17 protein-coding genes are annotated in these 23,233 nt (G+C 47.0%); 12 read left to right on the top strand and 5 right to left on the bottom strand.

Annotation, left to right across the window (positions count from 1 at the left end; translation table 11 throughout):
- Window positions 1-2: 2 nt before the first annotated feature.
- The 4 genes from BLV62_RS25175 (at window position 3) to BLV62_RS25190 (ending at window position 6,172) form a co-directional block, all read left to right on the top strand.
- A complete protein-coding gene (locus BLV62_RS25175) occupies window positions 3-2,183 on the top strand; it encodes an alpha-galactosidase (RefSeq protein ID WP_089765426.1) in 2,181 nt (726 codons plus the stop codon).
- Window positions 2,184-2,201: 18 nt separating this feature from the next.
- The gene (locus BLV62_RS25180) at window positions 2,202-3,218 is read left to right on the top strand and encodes a GntR family transcriptional regulator (RefSeq protein WP_089765428.1); all 1,017 of its coding nucleotides are present in this window, start codon (window positions 2,202-2,204) and stop codon (window positions 3,216-3,218) included.
- Window positions 3,219-3,221: 3 nt separating this feature from the next.
- The gene (locus tag BLV62_RS25185) at window positions 3,222-4,820 is read left to right on the top strand and encodes a solute:sodium symporter family transporter (protein ID WP_089765429.1); all 1,599 of its coding nucleotides are present in this window, start codon (window positions 3,222-3,224) and stop codon (window positions 4,818-4,820) included.
- A gap of 107 nt (window positions 4,821-4,927) precedes the next feature.
- On the top strand, window positions 4,928-6,172 hold the full coding sequence (locus BLV62_RS25190) for a PQQ-dependent sugar dehydrogenase (protein ID WP_225889706.1): 1,245 nt from the start codon (window positions 4,928-4,930) through the stop codon (window positions 6,170-6,172).
- Between the two features lie 59 nt (window positions 6,173-6,231).
- Here BLV62_RS25190 and BLV62_RS25195 read toward each other — a convergent pair whose 3' ends face one another.
- The gene (locus BLV62_RS25195) at window positions 6,232-7,854 is read right to left on the bottom strand and encodes an NADP-dependent glyceraldehyde-3-phosphate dehydrogenase (RefSeq protein ID WP_089765433.1); all 1,623 of its coding nucleotides are present in this window, start codon (window positions 7,852-7,854) and stop codon (window positions 6,232-6,234) included.
- A 174-nt stretch (window positions 7,855-8,028) separates the two neighbouring features.
- On the opposite strand from BLV62_RS25195, the gene BLV62_RS25200 reads away from it, so the two are divergent.
- Together BLV62_RS25200 and BLV62_RS25205 are read left to right on the top strand one after the other, a co-directional pair.
- The gene (locus BLV62_RS25200; protein WP_089765435.1) at window positions 8,029-8,853 is read left to right on the top strand and encodes a hypothetical protein; all 825 of its coding nucleotides are present in this window, start codon (window positions 8,029-8,031) and stop codon (window positions 8,851-8,853) included.
- Between the two features lie 31 nt (window positions 8,854-8,884).
- Window positions 8,885-10,465, top strand: a complete 1,581-nt coding sequence (locus BLV62_RS25205) for a hypothetical protein (RefSeq protein WP_089765436.1) — start codon at window positions 8,885-8,887, stop codon at window positions 10,463-10,465.
- A gap of 22 nt (window positions 10,466-10,487) precedes the next feature.
- On the opposite strand, the gene BLV62_RS25210 is transcribed toward BLV62_RS25205, so the two are convergent.
- The 3 genes from BLV62_RS25210 to BLV62_RS25220 all read right to left on the bottom strand — a co-directional run bounded on the left by BLV62_RS25210 (window position 10,488) and on the right by BLV62_RS25220 (window position 13,210).
- Window positions 10,488-11,498, bottom strand: a complete 1,011-nt coding sequence (locus BLV62_RS25210) for a fatty acid desaturase family protein (protein ID WP_089765438.1) — start codon at window positions 11,496-11,498, stop codon at window positions 10,488-10,490.
- 27 nt (window positions 11,499-11,525) lie between these two features.
- A complete protein-coding gene (locus BLV62_RS25215; RefSeq protein ID WP_089765440.1) occupies window positions 11,526-12,407 on the bottom strand; it encodes a lysophospholipid acyltransferase family protein in 882 nt (293 codons plus the stop codon).
- Window positions 12,408-12,715: 308 nt separating this feature from the next.
- Window positions 12,716-13,210, bottom strand: coding sequence for a hypothetical protein (locus BLV62_RS25220; RefSeq protein WP_089765442.1), 495 nt, complete (start codon window positions 13,208-13,210; stop codon window positions 12,716-12,718).
- Window positions 13,211-13,475: 265 nt separating this feature from the next.
- Between BLV62_RS25220 and BLV62_RS25225 the strand changes: the two genes are divergently transcribed.
- The 4 genes from BLV62_RS25225 to BLV62_RS25240 all read left to right on the top strand — a co-directional run bounded on the left by BLV62_RS25225 (window position 13,476) and on the right by BLV62_RS25240 (window position 17,846).
- A complete protein-coding gene (locus tag BLV62_RS25225; RefSeq protein WP_225889705.1) occupies window positions 13,476-14,582 on the top strand; it encodes an acyltransferase family protein in 1,107 nt (368 codons plus the stop codon).
- 84 nt (window positions 14,583-14,666) lie between these two features.
- Entirely contained in the window at window positions 14,667-16,607 is a 1,941-nt protein-coding gene (locus BLV62_RS25230) for an ATP-binding protein (RefSeq protein ID WP_168927990.1), read from the top strand.
- Window positions 16,600-17,235 (top strand): response regulator, encoded by a 636-nt coding sequence (locus BLV62_RS25235; protein ID WP_089765445.1) that lies wholly within the window; start codon window positions 16,600-16,602, stop codon window positions 17,233-17,235. The genes BLV62_RS25230 and BLV62_RS25235 overlap by 8 nt, the downstream gene beginning before the upstream one ends.
- A 119-nt stretch (window positions 17,236-17,354) precedes the next feature.
- Window positions 17,355-17,846: a hypothetical protein gene (locus BLV62_RS25240; RefSeq protein WP_089765447.1), complete on the top strand. Its 492-nt coding sequence runs from the start codon at window positions 17,355-17,357 to the stop codon at window positions 17,844-17,846.
- A 108-nt stretch (window positions 17,847-17,954) separates the two neighbouring features.
- Here BLV62_RS25240 and BLV62_RS25245 read toward each other — a convergent pair whose 3' ends face one another.
- Window positions 17,955-18,548: an RNA polymerase sigma-70 factor gene (locus BLV62_RS25245; RefSeq protein WP_089765468.1), complete on the bottom strand. Its 594-nt coding sequence runs from the start codon at window positions 18,546-18,548 to the stop codon at window positions 17,955-17,957.
- A gap of 114 nt (window positions 18,549-18,662) precedes the next feature.
- Here BLV62_RS25245 and BLV62_RS25250 point away from each other — a divergent pair, with 114 nt between their 5' ends.
- Window positions 18,663-19,799 (top strand): FecR family protein, encoded by a 1,137-nt coding sequence (locus BLV62_RS25250; RefSeq protein ID WP_089765449.1) that lies wholly within the window; start codon window positions 18,663-18,665, stop codon window positions 19,797-19,799.
- A gap of 172 nt (window positions 19,800-19,971) precedes the next feature.
- Window positions 19,972-23,232 (top strand): TonB-dependent receptor, encoded by a 3,261-nt coding sequence (locus BLV62_RS25255; protein ID WP_168927989.1) that lies wholly within the window; start codon window positions 19,972-19,974, stop codon window positions 23,230-23,232.
- The last annotated feature ends 1 nt before the right edge of the window (window position 23,233 follow it).

The raw sequence follows: 23,233 nt of genomic DNA on the forward strand, positions 1-23,233 counted from the left end.
CCATGAGGAAAAAGGTATTATCGATTTTATTTTTCTTGATTGTTGTAGCCCACACAGCGGTTAGATCGGAAACCATACAGATAACCACAAACGAAACAGCGCTTGTACTGCAAACAGCATCCAACGGGCGTTTGTATCAACTTTACCTGGGGCCGCGTCTCCGCAACGTCAACGACTATACTAACCTGGTACCGGGTATGAAGTCGAAAACCGACGGCCAGGCCTGGGAAGCATACCCCGTATCCGGCACCGAAACATTTTTTGAACCCGCTTTCGGCATCCGGCATAACGATGGCAACCTGACTACTGTACTGCAATATGTTTCTCATAATGTAAAAAAGATCTCAGACGATGTTACCGAAACAGAGATCGTACTGAAAGATCAGCTATATCCTGTACAGGTGAAATTATTTTATCGCGCTTTTGCAAAAGACAACGTGATCGAAGCCTGGACAGAGATCAGCCATAAAGAGAAAAAGCCGGTGAACATTAACAACTACGCTTCTTCCATGCTGTACTGGAAACGCTCGGGCTATTACCTGACAGAGTTTAGCGGCGACTGGGCCAAGGAAGTGAACATGAGCACTGTGCCGCTGAGCTTCGGCAAAAAGATGATCGATTCCAAACTCGGGTCAAGGGCCGATCTGCATGTTTCCCCTTTCTTCACAGTAGGACTGGGCGAAAAACCGGCGGAAGACCACGGCGAAGTGCTTATGGGAACCCTGGGCTGGACTGGTAATTTCCGGTTTACATTCGAAGTAGATAATGAAAATAACCTGCGGGTGATCTCGGGCATCAATCCTTACGCTTCCGACTATACGCTGGATCCAGGTAAAACCTTTACCACGCCTTCTTTTATTTTTACTTTCAGCACCCGGGGAACAGGGAAGGGAAGCCGCGATCTGCATAGCTGGGCGCGCAATTACCGCCTGAAAGACGGGCATGGCGATCGCCTTACCCTGTTGAACAACTGGGAATCGACCGGCTTTGATTTCAACGAAACGAAGCTGGATTCGCTGATGGTAGAAACCAAATACCTGGGCGTAGATATGTTCCTGTTGGATGACGGCTGGTTTGCTAATAAATTTCCACGAAAAGATGACACTCAGGGCCTGGGCGACTGGGAGCCGACCAAATCCAAACTTCCGAATGGCGTACCTGCACTGGTAAAAGCCGCTACCCGCGAAGGAGTGAAATTTGGCATCTGGATAGAGCCTGAAATGGTGAATCCTAAAAGCGAATTGTTCGAAAAACATCCGGATTGGGTGATCATGCTGCCGAACCGCGAACGCTATTATTACAGGAACCAGTTGGTATTGGATCTCAGCAACCCGGCGGTACAGGAGCATGTGTTTAACGTGGTAGATCACCTGATGACAGAAAACCCTCAATTGGCTTATTTTAAATGGGATTGCAACAGCCCCATTACCAATATTTATTCATCCTGGCTTAAAGACAGGCAGAACAACCTATATGTGGACTATGTAAGAGGATTGTATAAAGTGCTGGACCGCATCAAGGCAAAGTACCCGGACCTGCCAATGATGCTTTGCTCCGGCGGCGGTGGACGTACTGACTACGAGGGACTGCGTTACTTCACCGAGTTCTGGTGCAGCGATAATACCGACCCGGTGGAGCGCCTCTTTATCCAGTGGGGATATTCCCAGTTCTTCCCGGCGAAGTCAATGGCCGCTCACGTAACCAGCTGGAACCACGCTGCCAGCATTAAATTCCGTTTGGATGTAGCGATGCAGTGTAAGCTGGGATTTGATATTAATGTAAAAGAATTGCGCCCTGAAGAACAGGAGTTCTGCAAGTCGGCAGTGGCTACCTACAATCGGGTAAAAAATATTATTTTCGAGGGCGACCAATACCGGCTCGTTTCTCCGTACGAAGGCAATCATACATCCCTGATGTACGTAGGCGGATCAAAGCAACAGGCGCTCCTGTTTGCCTATGACATCTTCCCGCGTTTTGGAGAAAGCCTGTTACCGGTAAAATGCCAGGGATTGGACCCTGAGAAGAAATACCGGGTGCGTGAGATCAACCTGATGCCAGGTGCAAGTCCTGCAGCCGCCTTTAACGATAAGGTGTATTCCGGCGACTACCTGATGAAAGTGGGATTGGATGTTTTTAGTACCAATAAAATGCATAGCCGGATACTGGAACTGACTGCAGAATAGGCTGTTAAACAGAAACAGATGAAAACAATTTTTGAGAAGATACGGGAACTGGACGACATGCCCGCCTACTCCAAACATGAGCGCTTCGTTGAAGGCATAGTAAATGCCATCGACGATAAGATCATCGGGGTAGGCGACTCCCTGCCATCTGTAAATGCCATGATCTCGCAGCTGGGGTTTGCCAGGGAAACGGTGATCAAAGGTTACAGGGAATTGCAGAACAGGGGGTTGATCGAGTCGAAGAACCGTTTAGGATATTTTGTAGCGGATGATAATACCCGGCAATCGCTCCGCGTAGCTTTGCTGATGTATACCATCGATACCTTCCAGGAGCAGTTCTATAGCAGCTTCCGCAAGGGGTTGGGACCAGATGTGCACCTGGATGTATTCTTCCATCACGGTAACATAGAGGTTTTTGAAACCATGCTTTCGTTGATGAAGAACCGTTATGGCATGTACGTAATATCGCCGATCCATCACCCCCGCACCAGGGAACTGCTGAACACTATTCCCCGCAACAAGCTGCTGATGTTCGACCGGTACGAACCCCTGGAAGGCCCTTTCAATTACGTGGTACAGGAATTCCAGGCTTCTTCCTATACGATATTTGAACAGTTGTACGAGAGCATACGCAAGTTTGATAAAATGATCTTCTATCATAACCCTGATTCCTTATTCCCTCCCGAAATACTTCGCTCCTTCAATAAGTTTATTAAAGATTATAAGATAAAAGGAGAGGTATTGAAAGAATATGAAAGAGGATCAGTAGAAAAGGGCGTAGTATATTACGTGAACGAGAATGCCGAACTCTGGAACCTGTTGAGGGATTGCAATGCAAAAAAAATAAAACCCGGTAAAGATATTGGCATACTTTCGCACAACGATGAGCCGGTAAAAGAGATCGTAGGAAATGGGATCACTACCTATTCCGTCAGTTTCACTGAAATGGGGCGGCTCGCCGCCCGGGCTGTGCTAAGCAAAGAATCTATCCAGCTTGTACTGCCAACGGAATTGATCAGAAGAAATTCACTCTAAAGTATGAATGGCCTGTCCCTGCTGAGTTTTATATTGATCACAGTAGTTGTGGCTTTAATTTCCTGGTATAAGACACGGAAAGAAAATCTGCAGACCGCTACAGGCCTTTTCTTTGCGAACCGCAACCTGGGTTTCCTCGTGGTAGGCGGCGCGCTCTTTTTCACCAACATCAGCGCAGTACAGTTCATTGGCGAAAATGAACTGGTGTTTACCAACAACATGAGCGTGATGGCATGGGGGCTTTCCTCTGTTCTTGCCATGCTGCTGGTGTCGGAGTTTATTATGCCGGTATACCTGCGCAGCGGGATCTCTACCACCCCCGATTTCCTGGAAGAACGTTATGATACAGGCACCAAGCGGTTTGTATCAACCATTTTCCTCGTCAGCTATATTGTAAACATGCTGCCCTCTGTACTGTACAGCGGGGCAATTACTTTCAACGGCCTTTTCCGGGTATCCGAGGTACTGCATTTAGACTATTGGACAACCATATGGCTGTTGGTATGGCTGATAGGGCTGATCGGTTTTTTGTATACCGCCCTTGGCGGATTGAAAGCAGTAGCGATTTCAGATACGGTATTGGGTGTCGGGATGTTTGTAGGCGGCATTTTACTGCCATATGCGGCCCTGAAATTTTTGGGTCAGGGCTCCGTAAAAGCGGGTATTGATATATTGCTATCCTCGCGCCGCGAGCATTTTAACGCTATCGGAGGCCCTCACGACTCTGTTCCTTTTTCTACCATCTTTACAGGCATGTTGCTGGTGAACCTGTACTACTGGGGCACTGAACAATATATTGTACAACAGGCGCTGGCTTCCCGCAGCCTGGCCGAAAGCCAGAAAGGGATTGCGGTAGCCTGCGCAGGCAAGATCGTTTCTCCTTTGTTGTTGAACATCCCCGGCCTCATAGCAGTGCATCTTTATACCAGCATGGATAACACTGCCGAAGTATTCCCCCGTATAGTCAGCGATGTTTGCCCGCCGCTTCTCACCGGGTTTATGGCGGCCATTGCCTTCGGCGCAGCGTTAACCACTTTCAACGCGGGGCTTAACAGTACCAGCACTCTTTTCGTTCTCAATCTTTACAAACCCTACAAAACCTGGAAACAGCAAACACCCAGCGAACAGGAACTGGTAAAGGCAGCCAAACGCTTTGAGATACTGGTTTGCCTGCTGGCGATGTGTATAGCTCCGTTTATTGCTTTCGCCCGCCAGGGACTTTATACCTATATCCAGATCGTGAGCGGTTTTTTCAGCGTACCTATCTTTACCATCCTGGTAATGGGATTGCTGCATAAGCGGATGCCTGCCATTGCCGCGAAGATCGGGCTGGTATTCTTCATTACCACTTATGCCATTTCCCAGCTCCTGGTAGATACAGGGCTGCATTTCCTGCATGTACTGGCTATATTGTTTGTACTGACTGTTTTGCTGATGATGATCATAGCGAAGCTCTGCCCCCGGAAAGAGCCGTTTGTGCAGCAATGGAACAATGTTGTGGCGCTTCAACCCTGGAAACATCGTCATATCTACGCCGTGTTATTGTTGCTGGCGATGGTAGCTTTGTTCGTAATATTTTCACCGCTGGGCCTGGCAAGATAAATACCGTTTATGTATTCATTAGGCAGCTCCTGGTTTTCCTCATTGCATTTCACCTAAACTTATATTACATTTAATTGAAGTTTAACGCAATTAATTGTAAAAACTATATGCACAAGTACTTAAAGCATCAGTATTTAACCATGCTCTGTATTGGTGGTGTAACCACTATGGTGGCCTGCGGCCAGAAATCCGGCACTAAAACGGAAACAACGCCCGACAGCACCGCTGCACCAGTAGAAACCAGCAAAGCCAATTCTGATTATAAACCTGCATTTCCCGGCCAAACCAGGATAGGCAGCGTGAAAACAAAAACGCCGTATGAATTTAAAGTACTGAGCAACGATCTTAAATCGCCCTGGGGCGTTACCAGCCTGCCGGATGGCCGCCTGCTCATCACCGAAAAAGCAGGCGTGTTGCGGATCGCAACAACCGACGGTAAATTGAGTGAACCAATTACAGGCCTGCCGGCGGTGAAGTTAGCAGGGCAGGGCGGTTTGCTGGGAATTACCATCGACCCTGATTTCAGCAATAACCGTATGGTATACTGGGTATTCTCGGAGCAGCGGCCGGATGGAACACTAACGGCAGTGGCTAAAGGAAAACTTTCTGCCGATGAAAAGAAAATAGAAAATGCAACAGTAATATATCGCGCTACCCCTGCTCATAAAAGCGACCTGCACTATGGAGGCCGTATACTGTTCGATAAAACAGGCAACCTGGTAGTGAGCACCGGCGAGCGTTCCGACCTGGAAACAAGGCCATTGGCACAAGACCTGAAAGCAGCCCTGGGTAAAGTGCTCAGGATTACAAAAGACGGGCAAGCCGCTCCTGGTAATCCTTTCGCCGGCAAACCGGATGCAAGGCCTGAAATATGGTCTTACGGTCACCGTAACGTACAGGGATTGGCGTTCCATCCAACCACCGGCGACCTGTGGGAAACAGAATTCGGTCCACGGGGCGGTGATGAGCTGAACAGGATAGAGCCAGGAAAGAACTATGGCTGGCCTACCATCACTTACGGCATCGAGTATAGCGGCGAAAAGATCGGCGACGCTATCCAGAAGAAAGATGGTATGGAGCAACCCGTTTATTACTGGGATCCGGTGATCTCTCCAAGCGGTATTACTTTTTATAGCGGCAGCCAGATACCTGAATGGAAAGACAACCTGTTCATTGCAAGTCTAAGTCGTACGCATATAGATCGTTTGGTTATTGAGAATAATAAAGTAACGGGAGAAGAAAGACTGCTGGCGGATGAAGGACAGCGGTTCCGTGATGTGACAGAAGGAAAGGACGGCGCTTTGTATGCCGTTACAGATATGGGCAGGCTGTATAAGATCTCTAAGAAATAATGTTGTTTTAAATAACAGAACAAAAGCCTTGCAGCACTCCTGCAAGGCTTTTGTTTTTCTTAGAAAATATAATTTGTACTCAGGAAATCTGAACTATGCTCGTTCAGGATATCCTCCAGCAACTGTTTATTCGTATCATTCATCTTGGTTGCAACCAAAGAGCGGATAGAGAAAGAACGCAAGGCGTCGTGTACAGATAAAGTACCTTCTGCGCTGTCTTTACGGCCGGTGAATGGGAATACGTCAGGGCCGCGTTGGCATTGGCTATTGATATTCACCCTGCTTACCTGGTTCACCAGCGGATCAATGAGAGAAGCTACTTCGCCAGGATTATTGCTGAAGATGCTCACCTGCTGCCCGTGCGGCGATTCTATCAGGTATTCGATCGGCTCTTCTATAGATTCGTAAGGCACGACAGGGATCACCGGTCCGAATTGTTCTTCCCTGTAGAGTTTCATTTGATCATTGACCGGGTATACAACGGCCGGGAATACGAACGATTCCTTGGTTGCACCGCCGTTTTCGTTGATCACTTCTGCACCGTGAGCTTTCGCGTCGGCCAGTACTTCGCGGATGTAATCAGGTTTGCCGGGTTCCGCAACTGGTGTCAGTTGCACGCCTTTCACCCATGGCATGCCAAACTTCATCTTACCGATAGCTGCGCTGAGGCGGGCGTTGAACTCGTCGGCAATGGATTTATGTACGAAGAGGATCTTGATGGCGGTACAACGTTGACCATTATACGATAATGCACCCAATATGCACTCATTCACTGCCACTTCAATATCGGCGTGTTGAGTGATGATAGCCGCATTCTTCGCATCCAGGCTAAGCACTGCACGCAGGCGGTTCAGTTTCGGGTGATGTTTGCGCAGGTCGTTGGCCACTTTGCTGGAACCAATAAATGCCAGCACATTGATCTTGCCGGTAGCCATGATGCCGGGAATTACAGAGGCGCCGCGGCCGTACACTGTATTCACCACTCCTTTAGGGAACGATTCCATGAAGGCGCGCAGCAGTGGATAATGCAATAAAGTACCGTGTTTAGGCGGTTTGAAAAGGATGGTATTACCCATCAGCAGGGCCGGGATCAGCGTTGTGAAGGTTTCATTCAGCGGGTAGTTGAACGGCCCCATGCAAAGTACAACGCCAAGGGGGGAACGACGTATCTGTGCAATAGTTCCTTCTTTGATCTCGAAGCGGGAAGAGCTGCGGTCAATTTCTTTCAGGGCGTCTATCGTTGCATTGATATATTCAATGGTGCGGTCAAATTCTTTAATTGAATCGGCGTACGACTTCCCGATCTCCCACATGATCAGCTTTACGATCAGGCTGCGTTGTTCGGTCATTTTGCGGGCAAAAACTGTCAGGCAGTTAATGCGCTCGTCCAGCCGCATGGTCGGCCATTCGCCACGCCCGTTGTCGTATGCCGCGAGGGCTGCATCCAGCGCTTCAAACGCTTCTTTTTCCGTGCCCAGGGGATAAGTGCCTATTAATTTGCGTTTCAGGCCATCCGCAGTCGGAATGTTAATTGGAGAATATACTTCACTAACCGGTCCGTCCCATTTCTTCATCTCCCCGTTTACCAGGTACTCTCTCTGATGAATTTCAGAAATACGGAATTCTTCGGGTATTTCATTTTCTTCAACAAAGAGTTGGTTCAACTCATCTTGAAAACTCATATGTTAAAATTTATGCGTACAAAGTACACAAATTATATTGAATATTCGGTATAGAATGTTTCGATCAGCCGGCGGGAGAAAATCTATAGCTTCTGTAATTCTATCTAACTTTTTTATTTTCAACGATTAATCCTAGTTTTGCCGGATGTTTTAATAAAAAATTAATACAGCAGCATGCCGTTGACGAAAGTTTTGATCACTACCAAAAGTTACCCCACCATATCTTCTCAGTACGATGAACAGCTCAGTATAGCCGGGTTTAGGGAAGACGGTGTTTTTATCAGGATCTACCCCATCCCGTTTTCCAGGAAGTCGTTCGATGAACAGTTCAGGTTATACGATTGGATAGAGCTGGACCTGGTAAGGCACCCGCGCGATTTCAGGCTGGAGAGCTGGAAACCTGCCAACCCCGATGCACCCGTGAAAGTAACAGGCCATCTCGGAACAGAAGATCACTGGCGAGAAAGAAAAGAAATTGTACTGAAAACGATATACCGTAATTTTTCTACCCTCCTGGTAGAAGCCAGACATGAGGCATTTTACACTTCCCTGGCTGTATTCAAACCTGCCAGGATCATAGGACTGGAGATAGAAAAAGCGGAAGGAGAGTGGGACAGCGAAAGACTGGAGAAACTGGAAGAAGAGAAGAACAGGGGACAGGTTTTTGAACAACCTGAAAACCCGTTTGCCGTCATGAAAAAACTCCCTTACCGGTTTTCCTTTCATTTCACCGATGATAAGAACCAGGAGATCAAATTGCCATTTGAAGACTGGGAGCTGGGCGCTTTATTCTGGAAGATCCAGAAGAAGCAGGGAGACGAAAAAGCGATTAAAGAGATCAGGAAACGATACCTCCAGGAGTATGCCCGGCATACGGACCTTCATTTCTTCCTGGGCACGACCCAACAGGTGCACGCCAGTTCCAAACAGCCGTTCACGATCATTGGTTTGTTCCACCCGACCACTCCGCCGGCTGTAGTACAGGGAAGCTTATTTTAGTATCTTACAATCTCGTATTCTGACTTATACTATGAAGAAGAACCTTTGGGCCTGGGCGCCTGTATGCCTTGTACTGCTGGCAGCTTGTAACGGAGATGGTAAGAAAACAGGAAAAGATTCTGCGACTGCGCCTGTTGCCACAGCAACTGTTGATACGACTGGCGACGACGCCCGGATTTCAACCGAAACCTATGTTGCGGAAATAATCAGCAAACGACAGGAGATTGAAAAACAATTGCCAGGCAGCACTCCCGACAAAGCGGTGGCGTTATACCGCTCCCTGGCCCTGTGCGCAGATACTGCCCTCCTTGCCATTTCCGCGAATGAAGGGGCGTGGCTGGACAAATATGTGAACTATTATTCTGAAAAGGAAGGAGCCTATGTTCCGCCGGCTGATGTAAAAGAACGCATACGATTGCTGGCAACAGCGGGAATAGAACCCTGGAATATCGGTGAAGGATATACGGAGTTACGTTTGGTTCCCAACTTCTTCACAGGTCTTTTTAAATCATCTCTGCCGCCCGATTACAATACGTTCCTGGACATAAGAGCTGCAGAAGACACGGTATTATACAGCGCCGACGCCGGCCTGATGATCTCCTTCAACCAGGTTGGCAAACGGGTGCTGAGCTGGGAAAAGTTCCTGGATACCTACCCCGGTAGCGTTTTTGCCCCGGTGGCCAGGGAGTACTACGAACGTTATTTTTACGATTACCTCTTTGGTGAAGATAATACGCCGTCGTTTGAAAAAAGAGGCGATGCCAGCTCCCTTGATCCCGCAAATAAAAAAGAATACCTTGATTTTATTCAGCAGCATGGCGATACCAAAGCCGGGAAGATAGTAAAGCTATTCCTGGAGCGCATCGCCGCCGGTGTTTCGTATGTTCAGCTGTCAAACGACCTGCAGGATACGATAGCGCAGGCATTCGCTGATAAAATAGCGTTGATGCCTGTACAAACTGATTTCGGCGTTTCGCAGATCGAACGCCTTACAAAACCCGTTTATGATACAGTGCCTGGCGAAATTGAAATCAGCGAAGGCAACACCGATGAAATAGAAAGAAGTCTCGACACCATCATGTATGTACAGCAGGATAATATACCTTACTGCCTGGCTGTTTATACCAACAGGGGTAAAGGAGGCGGCGCACCCGTATCAGGATGGGTGGATGTATGGCTGTTCAAAAAAACAGAGGATCGCTGGCAAACAGCTTCCTTTCTCCTGAATGCAGGAGGAGGCGGCATGTATGGCAATTCAGGTTATTTTAATAAACTGGTAAGAATGGGAAATAATACCATCGGCATTGTTGTTACCGGTGGTATCACGCACATGGGCAGCGATGTTTCATGGGATGATGTTATTGCCTGGACCGGCAATAAACTGGAACACCAATTCAATATCGTTACCCAGAATATGTACAATAATGGCTCAGGCACGCAAAGTTGCGTGATCAACCGCTGGATGTTCCAGCAGGGGCGGCAGGAGTATTATGATCTGCTTATTTTCCCCGCCAGCTGCCTGGTGAATACCTTGCCGTTAGATAAGGTAACCATACCTTACCGGAACGGGCATTATACTATACCGGATTCCTTCCAGGACAGGGGTATTTAATACCGTTATACCAGGGCGATTCCTATATCGCTTTGGCTGCCAGGGTTGCGCGTCTTATTGCCGCAGCTTCCCGCAGTGAGATCATCCTTTGCAATTCCGGTTCCCAGACCTTCAGCCTGCAACAGGCAATGATATCACGGATCTTTAAAGTGGTTGTTTTGGCATTTTGCAGTTCGGGTATTTCCGCCATCGCTTCGGGCAAACGATAAAATGGAATACGAGCGTTCAGGTGGTGAATATGATGGTAGCCAATATTGGCGGTGAACCAGTTCCAGAGTGGCGACATTACCAGGTAGCTGGAAGAAAGCAATGCAGCATCGTGATAGCACCATTTTTCTCCTTCCCGGAATATTACGCCCGGGAAATTATGCTGCGCATAGAACAGGTAAGCGCCTATGCCGCAGGCTATTGTAAACGGTATTACAACACCGAACAACCACGATTCCCAGCCCAGGAAGTAGAAAACAGCTACGCTGCCGGCAACATGCAATAACATAGCCAGGAGGCTGTCGAGGTGCTTGCGCGGACTGCTCAGGAAAGACTGCAAACACATGCCAATAAAGAACATGGTAACATATCCGGTTAAAATAGTGAGCGGATGCCGGGCAAACAGGTACATCGCCTTTTCCCTGCCGCTCATCTGTTCAAATTTTTGCCTCGTTGCAATAGGGTAGGAACCAATATCGGCTGTAAATAACCTGGAGTTATGTTTATGATGATAATCGTGCGACCGTTTCCAGATACTGACAGGCGCCAGTATATACAAGCCAAAAACAGTCATGATAGCATTGGCCAGTTTAGAGTGCTGCAGGATGGTATGATGCTGGTGATCATGATAGATCACGAATAGCCTGACAACCAGCAACCCTGCAAGTATGCTGAACACAGCCCCGATCAGGGATGGAAAAAATAAGGCGCCTGTTAAGGCAATTAAAAGCAATCCCAGGGTAGTCAATAAATGAAACCAGCTACGTGATCTGATTTCACTGGCAAAAGGTTTCGTTGCCAGGATTAGATCTTTTCCTTCGCGCATATAAATAAGTTTTTAATGATGTGATCTTCAGACGGTCTGAGGGCGTTTATGTTTCCATCGCTTATGCGACCATAACCAGGTGGCTGGCTGTTCTATGATATCGTCTTCCAGTTTACGTGTGTGCGCTGCCGTTATAGCGCCTTCCGTTTCTGCAGATGGTTTTTCAATAAGCAGGGTCGCTGATACGCTGTAATAACCCCGTTTTACTTTGTTGACGGACACATACACAACAGGCGTGTCCATTTTCTGAGCAATCTTTTCAGTTCCCTTGAACACTGGCGTATCCTGGTTTAAGAAGGACACCCAATAGGCATTGGAGGGCTGTGGCGACTGGTCCGCGATAAAGGCAGTAGCATTTACTTCGTTCCTGTTCTTTACCATCTCGCGGAACGTATCCTGCATGGCGATCAATTTGGTTCCAAACCTGGTGCGCATCTTATACATCAGGTTGTTGAACCGTTGATTGGCCAGTGGGTGGTAAATGACATACAGTTGCTGCCTGCATAATATGCTGAACGTATTGCCGGCCCATTCCCAGTTTCCTTTATGTCCCATCACCAACACCACGCTTTGCTTTTCCGCTTCCAGTTTATTGAATAACTCCACGGTTGCAGGCGTGAAGCTGCAATGCTTTACCATCGCTGCTTTGCTGATGGTCAATGTTTTGAATGTTTCCAGGAACAGATCGCAGAGATGGTGATAGAAATCTTTGCAGATACGTTCAAGTTCTTTTTCCGGTTTCCCCGGAAATGAAGCCCGAAGGTTCTTCATTACTACTTTCTTCCGGTATGATATCACGTAATAAAGCAATACATACACCATGTCCGAAAGCAGATACAACAAGCGGAATGGTAAAATGGAGATGCAGTAGATTACAGGTTGCAGGCAATAATAAAAGATAGTTGACAAGGCGGCAAAGTTTTAATAGCTCTACATCTCACATGAGCAAAAGGCATAAATGTAGCCCCCCACGGTCGATTTTCATAATATTTAATCATAATGTCTTGTTAAAGGTCTATCGGTCCTCTGATTTTCATCGCGTTAAAACAAGCGGCAAGTTTATAACAGTCAGGTTTCTTGAAGCATGTTTGAATAACGACACCTTTATACGTAGTTACCCCTATGTGATTAAAAAAATATCCGGCGGGCTATGCACATAAAAAAGCCCCCTGTTTTTAACAGAAGGCTTTTTAGCAGCACAAAGTTGTTGCCTGGGCTTATCGCCTGGCCGGTTCGGAAGACCTTAATTCCGGAGCCGGCATCTTTTTCAGCGTAAACGGCGCGGGCTTGCCATCTGCGGTCTCTACCACGAGACTGTCTTCTCCTTTAAAGTTTGGCTTCTTCGTGATGTACAGGGTGTAGTAGCTGTTATTCGTGCCACCGCGTGGAAAATCCACCTGTAAAGAAGCATGGTTCAGGTTCGAAGACCAGTTTACATAGCAGGTGTTAATGCCATATCCTTCCAGGCAGGAATTGGTTGGCGCAGAAATGATCTGTCCATCCGGTTGCTGATTGGTCCAGCTTACACACCAGGATACATATACGTTGCTGCCAACATGAGGCGACAGCTCGTATACGCCGATAGAACCCGGATAAACGGAAGTCGGACCGGTAATGATAGTGGATTGGGCATTTGCATTAACGCTGCTCAGGCATAATAAAAATGTAAGGACGCTGAGGACCGCGAAAATCTGAGGGAATTTTCTCGTCATAACAAGGGTTTTGAGTGATACCGTGGAATAAAAAATTGTCGTGTCGAAATAAAGAAATTGCGCGAGGCTTTCCTAACTTTTTTCCTGATTTCTTTTTATCATGATTAGTATCTTTTTTAACTACCTGTTATACAATTATTTTTCGATATTGCCGTTCGTCCAATTGAGATAAAAGTCATAAATATTGATACGATATGATTAACGTTCAATGCACCTGAATCAGCAACTTTGCACCTTTCCTGTTATCAATACTTTTTTCCACCGCATGATGAACGATACAAGCAACCAGGTTCCACTTTTAGCATCCAGGCAGCATTTCGAAATATTGGATGGCCTCAGGGGCATTGCTGCTATAGCCGTAGTGATCTTCCATTTTATGGAAATTGCAGTACCTGATTATAATGATAGCTTTATCGCACATGCTTACCTGGCGGTTGATTTCTTCTTTTGCCTGTCGGGCTTTGTGATTGCCTACGCTTACGACCGGCGTATCAGCAATCTGGGCCTGCTGAATTTTCTCAAATTGCGTTTAATACGTTTGCATCCATTGGTGATAATAGGGGCGGTCATAGGACTGGCAGTCTTTGTTTTTGATCCTTTCAGCAACCTTTACCGGTTGTATGCAGATAGCACCCTGTTGTTGTTTCTTTCTTCAGGCCTGCTTATTCCTTACCCGTTGGTGCGTGAACGTTATTTCAACCTGTTTCATCTCAACCCGCCTACTTGGTCGTTATTCTGGGAATATATCGCCAATATCGGTTACGGGTTATTCCTTTACAAAGCGGGTAAAAAAGTATTGTGGAGTGTAACCATCATTGCCGCGTTATCCTTGATCTGGGCGGCGAAATCTTTTGGCAACCTGGGCATAGGCTGGGGAGGAGATAATTACATAGGGGGCGCCGCAAGGATCGCTTTCTCTTTCACCGCTGGCATACTGGTTTACCGTCTTGGCTGGCGTATCCGTACCCGCCTTGGCTTTGCAGCATTAGGGTCGATTTTGCTCGCTGTATTCCTCTTGCCGTTTTCAGAGAAGTACAATTGGATCATTGATCCTGCCATGGCGATCTTCGTATTCCCGATACTTGTGGCCACCGGCGCCGGCGCTGCCGTGCATCCCGCTACCAGCAGGGTCTGTGAATTATCAGGAGAAATATCTTACCCCTTATACATGATCCATTATCCTTTTATCTGGCTATTTATGAGTTATGTGGAGAAATACAAGCCAGGCATGAGCGAAATGATCGTCGTAATGCTAACAGGGGTAATTTCCCTGGTGCTTGTTGCTTATCTGGTACTAGTATATGTTGATGTTCCTATTCGCCGGTATTTCAAAAACAAAATGACTTCCCGGCCTGCGCTTCCCGTGTCGTAATCCTATAAAAGGGACAGGATAGCAATTGCTATACAACTTCCCCTTATCTTTACCCCCAAATTCGACCGGATGTTCTATCAAAACATGCGAAAGGTTATTTTAATAATCACCTATTCTGTATTGTTCAACACCTATATTCAAGCGCAGCAAACAAAGGAAATTGACAGCCTTGTTAAAGTGTTGCAAAATGCGACTACAGATACTGGCAGGATCTCCGCAATCGGCGAAGTCGTAAAGCAATACCTGGTACAAACCGATTCTGTAAATGCTTTTAAATATGCTTACAGCGCTGCTTCCCTGGCGCAAAAAGTACAATCACCCCTGCATAAGGCGTACGCCGATCACCTGTTGGGATATATTCATCACCTGTTACAACACGAAGACAGCGCCATCTATTATTATAACCGGCTGCTTTCCAGGCTCGAAAGCAGCACCGATCCCAAGGCCGTAAGGCTGATGATCTACGGCGCTAATAATCTTGCCGCCCTATATTCTAAAAACGGGAATATGAGAAAATCGGTGGAGTTGCTGGTTGATAATCTTCCCAGGCTTGACCGGGCCAATGATAAGCAGGTTTATGAATTCACCATTCACAACCTGTCAGAAAGTTTCATAATAACGGGCGAATATAAAAAGGCTTACCTGTATATGCAGCAAAACATTGCACTGGCGGAAGAAGACCCCCAACCGGAAGCCAGGGTCAATCCTTATCTCAGCGCTGCTTTCCTGATGTATAAAATGGATAGTCTTAGCCGGATGCAACAATACCTGACTAAAGCAAAAGAAAACCTGGATAAAGCAAGGCCGGATAATGACTACAAGGTAAAATACCTGGCCTATAAAGCCACCTGGTATGCAAAAACAGGGCAGATTAAAGCCGCCAATGAACAGATGGAGGAGGCCTTCTTCATCGTATCCAAATGGCCTGACATAGGAAATGATTTCTACGACCTTTACACGGCAAAGGAAGAAGTGGCGGCAGCAGCAGGAAATTATAAGGCGGCAAGGGAGGCAGCACTGCTGTTGTATCAAAAAGCCAGGAACGACAAATATGCGGAAATCCTCTTAGCCAATGCGCTGCTGATTGCTAACTATTCCGCCAGGCTGAAGGATTATAAAACAGCTTATGAATATTCCAATCTATATGCTTCTTTGAGCGATAGTATCAGGTACACGGAAACGGTATTGGAGGTAAGCGAGATGGAAACCATGTACAAGACAGCGGAGAAAGAAAAACAGATCACCAGGCTGCAGGGAGAGAAACAACAGGTATTGCTGGAAAATAAAAATCAACAACTGCTTAATACCCTGCTGGGCACAGGAGCAGGAGTGCTCCTGCTCATAATCCTGTTGTTGGCCTTTATTTACCGTAGCAGCAAAAAACAGGCGGCGTTGCAGTTAAAGAAGGTGGAGCAGGAGCAGGAATTAAAACTTATACAGGCATTGCTGGACGGAGAAGAAAGGGAAAGGCTCCGCGTGGCCCGCGACCTGCACGACGGCCTGGGAGGCGCATTGGCCGGCATTAAACTAAAACTCTCCCATGACCCGGCGGTAGATGAAAAAGTAGTAGCGCAGCTGGAAAGTTCTATCAGCGAATTAAGGCGCATTGCACGCAACCTGATGCCGGAGCGGTTAATGCAATCAGGACTGGAAACCGCCCTGAAAGATCTCTGCGCTTCGTTTGCCAACCCAAAACTGGAGATAGAGTTCCAGGCCAACGGCATCAGCCAGGATATTCCTTTGACCACCCAGGTCAATATTTACCGGATCATCCAGGAACTGTTGGCCAATTCGGTAAAACATAGCGGGGCTACCAAAATTATTGTACAATGTATCCAGGAAGGTAAACAGTTCCTGGTAACAGTGGAAGATAACGGTAAAGGATTTTCCGTAACGGATCCCCAACATAGCAATGGCCTTGGATTGAATAATATTCATAGCCGTGTGAAAAATCTCAGGGGAAGTATGGACATTGTTTCCGAAATTGATGAAGGAACCTCTGTTAATATTGAATTATATGTCTGATGACCAAAAGATACTGGCGGTAGTAGACGATCACCCGATCGTGATAGAAGGAATAAAACACCTGCTGAAAAATGAACCGGCATATTCGGAAGTACTGAGTTTCATGACCGCTGCCAGTTTCCTGGCTTATGCAAGGAATAATACAGTTGATATTGTATTGCTGGATATTATGCTGCCGGATGCCGATGGAGTGGATGTTTGCAAATCAATAAAAGAATTATTGCCTGGCGCCTGCGTATTGGGAATGAGCAACCAGTCGGAGAGGAGCACAGTATTGAACCTGTTGCAGAACGGGGCTTCCGGTTATATCCTGAAAAGTACGGGGGCGGGGGAGATACTGGATTGCATAAAAACTGCCCTGGGTGGAGAAGTTGCACTCTGTAGCGAGATCCGCGATCTGATGGTGAATTCGCTCGTCAAAGACGCCAAACAATTACCTGCTGTTACAAAGAGAGAAAAACAATTGCTGAAATTACTGGCCGAAGGTAAAACAACGGCTATGATCGCCGAAGAATTATTTCTCAGCCGCTTTACCATCGATACGTATAGAAAAAACCTTCTTCAAAAATTCAATGTTAAGAACACTACAGAGCTGCTCATGCTGGTGACCCAGGAAAAACTGCTGTAACCCTTTAAACACGCGCTTACCTCCTATAATTAGGAGGGTAAAAACTCCTAATTACCGGTATTGTGCCCCATCGCCACCCCATTTAAATTTGCTCCATTAACCACATTCAATTTAAGTAAATGGAAACTAAAAGAGTTAGACGCCTTAGCTGGGTTTTAGGCCTGGCGTTGGTTGCAGCGATGACCAGTTCTGGATGCAAAAAAGACGACGACCCCAAACCGCCCAGCGTTGAAAAAATAAACGCGAAGATCACCGTAACCGTTACCGGCGCAGATGCAAACGATCAGGCCGACTTCAGGGTACAGGCGGCAAATGGTGATGCCAGCCAGTATGGAGCTCCCGTTTGGAAGATCAATGGCGTTGTCCAGGGAAATGAAGATAACGTGTTTGTAAATGAAGAAGATTTTGTAACCAACGTAAAAACCTACGTATTCGAAACTGTTAAACCTTTTGATATGGTATCCGTGCACCTGGGCTTTTCAAATACAGATGGAGGACCAATGACTATCAATTACAAAGTGGAAGTGGACGGACAGGTAAAAACCAATGTGCAAAACCTGGTATTGGCTGCAGGAAAATCTGAAATAAAAAATTTAACGTATAACAAATAATTTGTTCGGTTTTATACCTTGCCCCATATCAATTACATACAGCAGGCACACTGAAAGTGTGCCTTTCTTTTTGCCCCCGGTGTTCAGTGGAAGTAAAGTAGACGTGATCTATAATAATCTGTTTGAGTTGAATAATAATAACAGCAGCATGGTAACACTTCCATTCTTGAAATGTAATCTCAGGTGTTTTAATGCCATCGTCAGCTGGTTCTCCACTGTTCGTTTTGAAATGCCCAGCCGCAGGGCGATCTCGTCATTGCTTAGATACTCGAAACGGCTCAACCGGAAGATCTCCTGGCACCTTTTAGGTAGTTGCAGTAAAGTAGCATGGAGCTGTTCATAAAGCTCCGATTGCCGGATATGCGTATCCGCTTCGCTATGGCTGGTAATTTCATTCCCTAAAGAATCGGTATCCACCGGTACCAGCACATGCCGCGCTTTCTGACGGCTATAGATCTGGTAACGGGTAGCCGTAAGCAAAAAAGAGGGAAATGACGCTATCTCTAAAGTATGTCGGCGGTTCCAGATACTAAGAAAAATATCGTGAACAATTTCCTGGCTCGCTTCCTTATCTCTCAGATATTTGTACCCTGTTTTGTACACACTTACCCAATATTTATCGAAGAGCCTGTTAAACGCGTGCTGATCATCACAACGGATAGCTTTCCACAAATCTGTATCAGTCAATTCAATGTGGAACATCTCAACATAGATTTTTTCGTACGAAAAGATAAGCGTTAAAAACAAAAAAAAAAATTTATGATTTTATGTGTGTGTACCCATTTTTTTCATACCTAGTATACAAAGACCGGTTGAATGACAAAAGAAGAGTTTCAGCAACTATATATAAAGTTCCAGGAGGGCAAATGCTCGCCTGAAGAACTTAAAGCGCTATTTGAGTACCAGGACGGGATGCAGATGGAAGACGGGCAATGGGATAGCGCCCTGGGAAATAAATGGGTGATCGCCGAAGGGCTGAAACAGCGGCTGAATAACAGCATGGAGAAAGCTCCTGTTACTGGCCTGCGATGGAAAAAATACGCCTGGCGGGCGGCAGCTGCGGCAGCAGCGCTGCTGGTTGGCGTCGGGGCCTGGGATTTTTACCGCGCTAAGCCCATCCGGGGACACGTAGTGGCGAGTAAACAGTCTCCCAAACCTTCCGGAGTGTCACTGGTCTTAGGCAGCGGGAAAACCATTTCCTTGTCAGATGCCGGTAAAGGCGTGGTGAATTACGCTTCCGGGGTGACGGCAAACAAAGTATCCAATGCTGAACTGGCCTATGATACCAAAGAAGTGAACAGCCGGCAGCCAGCCGAGATGAATACATTGAAAACACCGCCGGGATTTCAATACACTGTCACCCTCTCGGATGGCTCAAAAGTACGCCTGAACGCCTCTTCATCCCTGCAATACCCTGTTTATTTTACAGGAAAGCAGCGGGAGGTCACACTAACCGGGGAGGCTTTTTTTGAAGTCAGCGCATCCGCCGAATCGCCTTTTATCGTACATGTAAAAGATCAGAAAATACAGGCCCTGGGCACTATGTTCAATATTAAGGCATACCAGGGAGAAAATACAACCAAAACAACGCTGGTAAATGGAGCTGTGAATGTTCATGTTGCCAATACCTCCCGGGTACTGCCGGTTGGCCAGCAACTTCAATTCAATACCCTGACCAATGAAGTAAAGATCAGGGAGGTGAATATGGAAACCGTTTTAGCCTGGAAAGACGGCATCTTCGCCTTCGAAAGAGAACCAATTGCCGACATCATGATGGAAATAGGAAGATGGTACAATATGGACATAGTTTTTGCACAAGGCGATAAAAACAAAAAATTTACAGGAACCATATCCCGTTATGACAAAATTGAAGATGTGCTCCTAAAACTGGAAAAGACAGGAGCAATGAAATTTCACTTGGAAAACAAAAAAGTTATAGTTCAAATTCCATAGTTATAAATTGTAATTCAGCCAGAATCTCGTTTTATTGAATCCCTGATTCAGTAAGAGTTTTCACCTTAATTATCACCAGATGAATAGTAATCCGCGTTCACGCCGGCGAGGGACAAGACTCCTTTTGCCTGCCAGAGACCTGTGCTCAAAAGTGTTGTTTATTGCATTTTTTATGGCTTCGTCATTCAGCCTCTATGCACAGTCTGCATTAATCACCCTGACAGTAAAAAATGAAAAACTGGAATCCGTCCTGAAAAAACTAAAACAGCAAACAGGCTACAGTTTTATTTACGAAAATGAATTGCTGGACAATACCTCCCCGGTCACCCTGCAGGCAGTTAAACAATCCCTGAAATCGGTACTGGACGAGTGCTTCAGGAATCAGCCATTGCAATACAGCGTGGTCGACAAATCCGTAATTATCAGTAAACGGGGTAGTAACAAAACCACTCCCGAATCCATTACCGTCAGAGGACGGGTACTGGACTCAAAGGGCGAGCCCATGCCGGGAGTAACCATCCGCAGCAGGAATAATAATGCGAATGTGCAGTCGAAAGACGACGGAACATTCTCGCTCACCCTGAAAGAAGCCAATGACGTGGTGATATTTACCTTTGTTGGCTATATTACCCAGGAAGTAGCGGTATCCGGGTCTACAACCCTTAACATCACCCTGAAAGAAAAAACTTCTGACCTGGCGGATGTGGTGGTGGTAGCATACGGTCAGCAAAAGAAAGTGACCACCATCGGCGCGCAGAGCAGCGTCCGGGCTGAAGACCTGAAACTTCCCGCCGCTAACTTAACTAATGCCATCGCCGGTCGCGTAGCCGGTATTATAGGCGTTCAGCGAAGCGGTCAGCCAGGTTACGATAATGCGGAGATCTATATCCGCGGTATTTCCACTTTTACCAACAGCAGCCCCCTGGTGCTGGTCGACGGAATTGAAAGGGATTTCGCCAACGTAGATCCCGAGGATATCGCCAGCTTCAGCGTTTTGAAAGACGCTTCCGCAACGGCTGTATACGGCGTACGCGGTGCAAATGGCGTGATCCTCATTCAAACTAAAACAGGTAAAGTAGGTAAACCGCTCATTAACGCCCAATACGACCAGGGATACACCCAGTTCACCAAAATACCAAAGTTTGCCGACGGGGTAACCTATCTCCGCATGGCTAACGAAGCATATAAGAACAGCAATCCAAATGATCCGCTTCCTAAATATTCTGAAGAGCGTATTAACCAGACAGCTACCGGCGAAGATCCGGATCTGAGCCCGAATGTCGACTGGTTTGATGTGCTTTTTAATAAGGCCGGTCAAAACCGCCGTGCAAGGGTGAATGCGAATGGCGGATCAGAAAACGCCCAATACTATCTTTCTATCGGGTATTATGATGAGAAAGGAATGTATAAGACCGATGGATTGGCCAACTACAACTCGCAGATCAAATTCACCAGGTATAATTTCACGTCCAACCTGGTAATGAAACTCACCAAATCCACGAAGGTAGATTTTGGAGCAGCCGGTTGGATCAGTAACGGGAACTTCCCCGGCAGCAGCGTAGACCAGATCTGGGGCGCCGCTTACCTGTTGCCTCCCATCCTCATTCCTCCAATTTATTCCAACGGCCTGCACTCACAGCTGAGAACGGGCGATATCTTCAACCCTTATAACCTCCTTACCCAAAGCGGGTATGTAACGGAGTTCAGAAGCCAGTTATGGAGCAATATCAGGGTAACACAAGACCTGGGTTCCCTGGTAAAAGGATTGTCGGTAACGGGTATGTTCTCTTTCGATAACTATAACAGCCATAATATCAGCCGCACAAAAACCGTGGACGGCTACATGGCCACCGGAAGGGACAGCGCCGGCAACCTGATCATGGATCAGACCTCCATCGGCAGCAACTACCTTGGCTACAGCAGGTCTAATGGCGGTAGCCGGCAGTTTTATACAGAAGCAGCATTGAACTATAAGCAGAATTTCGGTAAGAATGAGGTAACAGGAATGGTATTATATAACCAGTCTGACAGGCAGGATGCTTTCGCAGGCGATTTCATTTCGTCTATCCCTTACCGCTACCTGGGCGTGGCAGGAAGGGTGACCTACGCCTATGATAATACTTACCTGGCAGAAGCCAACTTTGGTTACAATGGTTCTGAAACCTTCGAACCCAAGAAACGCTTCGGTTTCTTCCCGTCTTTCGGTGTGGGCTGGGTGCCTTCCGAAGCAACCTTCTTCCAGCCGCTTATCAACGCCATCCAGTTCCTGAAAGTGCGCTTCTCCTATGGCCTGGTAGGTAACGGAAACATCGGCGGCCGCAGGTTTGCCTATATCTCTACTGTCGGAAACGGTAATGGCGGCTACTCTTACGGCAGCAACGGCATCGACAATAATATCGACGGCTACGATATCGGCGATTATGCTGTATCTGTAACCTGGGAAAAAGCCAAGAAAGCGAACCTGGGTATCGAATTAAAAACCCTGCACGACCAGGTGTCGTTAGTGGTAGATATATTCAGGGAAAACCGCACAGGTATTTTCAGGCAGCGTGGGGATGTGCCGCAGATCTCCGGTATCCGCAGCCTGCCTTTTGCCAACCTGGGTGAAATTCATAACAGGGGGATAGATGCAACACTCGAGATCAATAAGAAAGTAGGGGAACTGCAGATAGGTTTCAGGGGCAATTTTACCTGGAACAGGGCAATGATCATTAACGACGCCAACGCGCCCTGGCCTTATCCCTGGCAACAGCGCATAGGCCGCAAACTGGGACAACGTTTCGGCTATACGGCTTTAGGATTGTTCACCTCCAAAGAAGACGTAGCAGCCAGTCCATACCAGACAGGTACCAACATGCCGGGCGATATCAAGTATAAAGACATGAATGGAGATGGAAAGATAGATACCTATGACCAGGGACCTATCGGTTATGGCAGCATCCCCGAGATCGTATACGGCTTCGGACCTACTTTCAACTGGAGAGGCTGGTCGCTGGCCGGATGGTTTAAAGGCATCAGCAACGTAGATATTTCACTGAACGGCGACGGCCTGCAACCTTTCAGCCAGGGCGGCGAAAGAGGCAACCTGCTGGCGCAGATCACCGACCGCTGGACTCCCGGCAGCACCAATCCGCATCCATTGTATCCAAGACTAACCTATGGTAACGACAATATGAACTACGCCAATAGCTCATGGTGGGTGAAAAACGGCGCGTTCCTCCGGTTGCAGACTTTGCAATTCGGCTATACTTTCAGCAATAAACCATGGTTAAAGAAAGCCGGCCTTTCAAATGTTTACCTCTACTTTATCGGCAACAACTTAATTACATTCAGCGGATTTGACCTCTGGGACGTGGAGCTGGGCGATGGCCGTGGTTCGCAATATCCACTTGTTAAGACGTTTAACCTCGGCGCCAAGCTCTCTTTCAGATAAG

The organism is Chitinophaga terrae (ex Kim and Jung 2007) (genome assembly GCF_900107795.1).
Lineage (GTDB): Bacteria > Bacteroidota > Bacteroidia > Chitinophagales > Chitinophagaceae > Chitinophaga > Chitinophaga terrae.

Excerpts from the sequence above, each read along its gene's own strand:
- BLV62_RS25240 (WP_089765447.1), top strand. The coding sequence starts at position 17,355 with ATGGAAACTAAAAGAGTTAGACGCCTTAGCTGGGTTTTAGGCCTGGCG.
- BLV62_RS25190 (WP_225889706.1), top strand. The coding sequence starts at position 4,928 with ATGCACAAGTACTTAAAGCATCAGTATTTAACCATGCTCTGTATTGGT.
- BLV62_RS25220 (WP_089765442.1), bottom strand. The coding sequence starts at position 13,210 with ATGACGAGAAAATTCCCTCAGATTTTCGCGGTCCTCAGCGTCCTTACA.
- BLV62_RS25230 (WP_168927990.1), top strand. The coding sequence starts at position 14,667 with ATGCGAAAGGTTATTTTAATAATCACCTATTCTGTATTGTTCAACACC.
- BLV62_RS25205 (WP_089765436.1), top strand. The coding sequence starts at position 8,885 with ATGAAGAAGAACCTTTGGGCCTGGGCGCCTGTATGCCTTGTACTGCTG.
- BLV62_RS25245 (WP_089765468.1), bottom strand. The coding sequence starts at position 18,548 with ATGTTCCACATTGAATTGACTGATACAGATTTGTGGAAAGCTATCCGT.
- BLV62_RS25175 (WP_089765426.1), top strand. The coding sequence starts at position 3 with ATGAGGAAAAAGGTATTATCGATTTTATTTTTCTTGATTGTTGTAGCC.
- BLV62_RS25195 (WP_089765433.1), bottom strand. The coding sequence starts at position 7,854 with ATGAGTTTTCAAGATGAGTTGAACCAACTCTTTGTTGAAGAAAATGAA.
- BLV62_RS25200 (WP_089765435.1), top strand. The coding sequence starts at position 8,029 with ATGCCGTTGACGAAAGTTTTGATCACTACCAAAAGTTACCCCACCATA.
- BLV62_RS25235 (WP_089765445.1), top strand. The coding sequence starts at position 16,600 with ATGTCTGATGACCAAAAGATACTGGCGGTAGTAGACGATCACCCGATC.
- BLV62_RS25250 (WP_089765449.1), top strand. The coding sequence starts at position 18,663 with ATGACAAAAGAAGAGTTTCAGCAACTATATATAAAGTTCCAGGAGGGC.
- BLV62_RS25255 (WP_168927989.1), top strand. The coding sequence starts at position 19,972 with ATGGCTTCGTCATTCAGCCTCTATGCACAGTCTGCATTAATCACCCTG.
- BLV62_RS25210 (WP_089765438.1), bottom strand. The coding sequence starts at position 11,498 with ATGCGCGAAGGAAAAGATCTAATCCTGGCAACGAAACCTTTTGCCAGT.
- BLV62_RS25185 (WP_089765429.1), top strand. The coding sequence starts at position 3,222 with ATGAATGGCCTGTCCCTGCTGAGTTTTATATTGATCACAGTAGTTGTG.
- BLV62_RS25225 (WP_225889705.1), top strand. The coding sequence starts at position 13,476 with ATGATGAACGATACAAGCAACCAGGTTCCACTTTTAGCATCCAGGCAG.
- BLV62_RS25180 (WP_089765428.1), top strand. The coding sequence starts at position 2,202 with ATGAAAACAATTTTTGAGAAGATACGGGAACTGGACGACATGCCCGCC.